The sequence below is a fragment of the Staphylococcus pasteuri genome (assembly GCF_030547725.1).
GTDB classification, from domain to species: domain Bacteria; phylum Bacillota; class Bacilli; order Staphylococcales; family Staphylococcaceae; genus Staphylococcus; species Staphylococcus pasteuri.
Genome location: NZ_JAUOQO010000026.1, coordinates 1 through 1,065, shown reverse-complemented (window position 1 = coordinate 1,065; position 1,065 = coordinate 1). Strand labels below are relative to the sequence as shown.

At 51.4% G+C, this 1,065-nt stretch carries 10 tRNA genes; all 10 read right to left on the bottom strand.

The window, feature by feature from the left end:
- Positions 1–85: 85 nt before the first annotated feature.
- A tRNA-Ile gene (locus tag Q4528_RS12635) sits at positions 86–159 on the bottom strand.
- Between the two features lie 28 nt (positions 160–187).
- Positions 188–261 (bottom strand) — tRNA-Met (locus tag Q4528_RS12630).
- 24 nt (positions 262–285) lie between these two features.
- Positions 286–361 (bottom strand) — tRNA-Ala (locus Q4528_RS12625).
- Between the two features lie 26 nt (positions 362–387).
- A tRNA-Pro gene (locus Q4528_RS12620) sits at positions 388–461 on the bottom strand.
- 9 nt (positions 462–470) lie between these two features.
- Positions 471–544: transfer RNA gene (locus Q4528_RS12615), tRNA-Arg, on the bottom strand.
- A gap of 15 nt (positions 545–559) precedes the next feature.
- A tRNA-Leu gene (locus Q4528_RS12610) sits at positions 560–648 on the bottom strand.
- A gap of 9 nt (positions 649–657) precedes the next feature.
- Positions 658–732: transfer RNA gene (locus Q4528_RS12605), tRNA-Gly, on the bottom strand.
- A gap of 3 nt (positions 733–735) precedes the next feature.
- Positions 736–817, bottom strand: a tRNA-Leu gene (locus tag Q4528_RS12600).
- 8 nt (positions 818–825) lie between these two features.
- Positions 826–901 (bottom strand) — tRNA-Lys (locus tag Q4528_RS12595).
- A 6-nt stretch (positions 902–907) separates the two neighbouring features.
- Positions 908–983 (bottom strand) — tRNA-Thr (locus Q4528_RS12590).
- Positions 984–1,065 lie beyond the last annotated feature (82 nt).

The following is a 1,065-nucleotide window of genomic DNA, read 5'->3' as shown; positions in this document are numbered from 1 at the left end:
TTCGAACCCCCGCGGCCCGTTAAGGCCCTGTCGGTTTTCAAGACCGATCCCTTCAGCCGAACTTGGGTATTCCTCCAAAATTATATGGACCTTGCAGGACTCGAACCTGCGACCGAACGGTTATGAGCCGTTAGCTCTAACCAACTGAGCTAAAGGTCCTAAATATAATCTTACAACTAATAAGTAGTGGCGGTGGAGGGGATCGAACCCCCGACCTCACGGGTATGAACCGTACGCTCTAGCCAGCTGAGCTACACCGCCGTTATCTAGTTTGTAAATTTAATATGGTGGAGACTAGCGGGATCGAACCGCTGACCTCCTGCGTGCAAAGCAGGCGCTCTCCCATCTGAGCTAAGCCCCCATAATTAAACTAATTAATTGTTACTATCGGGAAGACAGGATTCGAACCTACGACCCCTTGGTCCCAAACCAAGTGCTCTACCAAGCTGAGCTACTTCCCGTAGAATAAGCGCGCCCGATAGGAGTCGAACCCATAACCTCTTGATCCGTAGTCAAACGCTCTATCCAATTGAGCTACGGGCGCATATTAACAATATTATGGTGCCGAGGACCGGAATCGAACCGGTACGGTGATCTCTCACCGCAGGATTTTAAGTCCTGTGCGTCTGCCAGTTCCGCCACCCCGGCACTATAAAATGGAGCAGAAGACGGGATTCGAACCCGCGACCCCAACCTTGGCAAGGTTGTATTCTACCGCTGAACTACTTCTGCATATGCGGGTGAAGGGAGTCGAACCCCCACGCCGTAAGGCGCTAGATCCTAAGTCTAGTGCGTCTGCCAATTCCGCCACACCCGCTATTAAAATGGTGAGCCATAGAGGATTCGAACCTCTGACCCTCTGATTAAAAGTCAGATGCTCTACCAACTGAGCTAATGGCTCTAAAACTGGTGCCGGCCAGAGGACTTGAACCCCCAACCTACTGATTACAAGTCAGTTGCTCTACCAATTGAGCTAGGCCGGCTACTAAAATGGTGGAGAATGACGGGTTCGAACCGCCGACCCTCTGCTTGTAAGGCAGATGCTCTCCCAGCTGAGCTAATTCT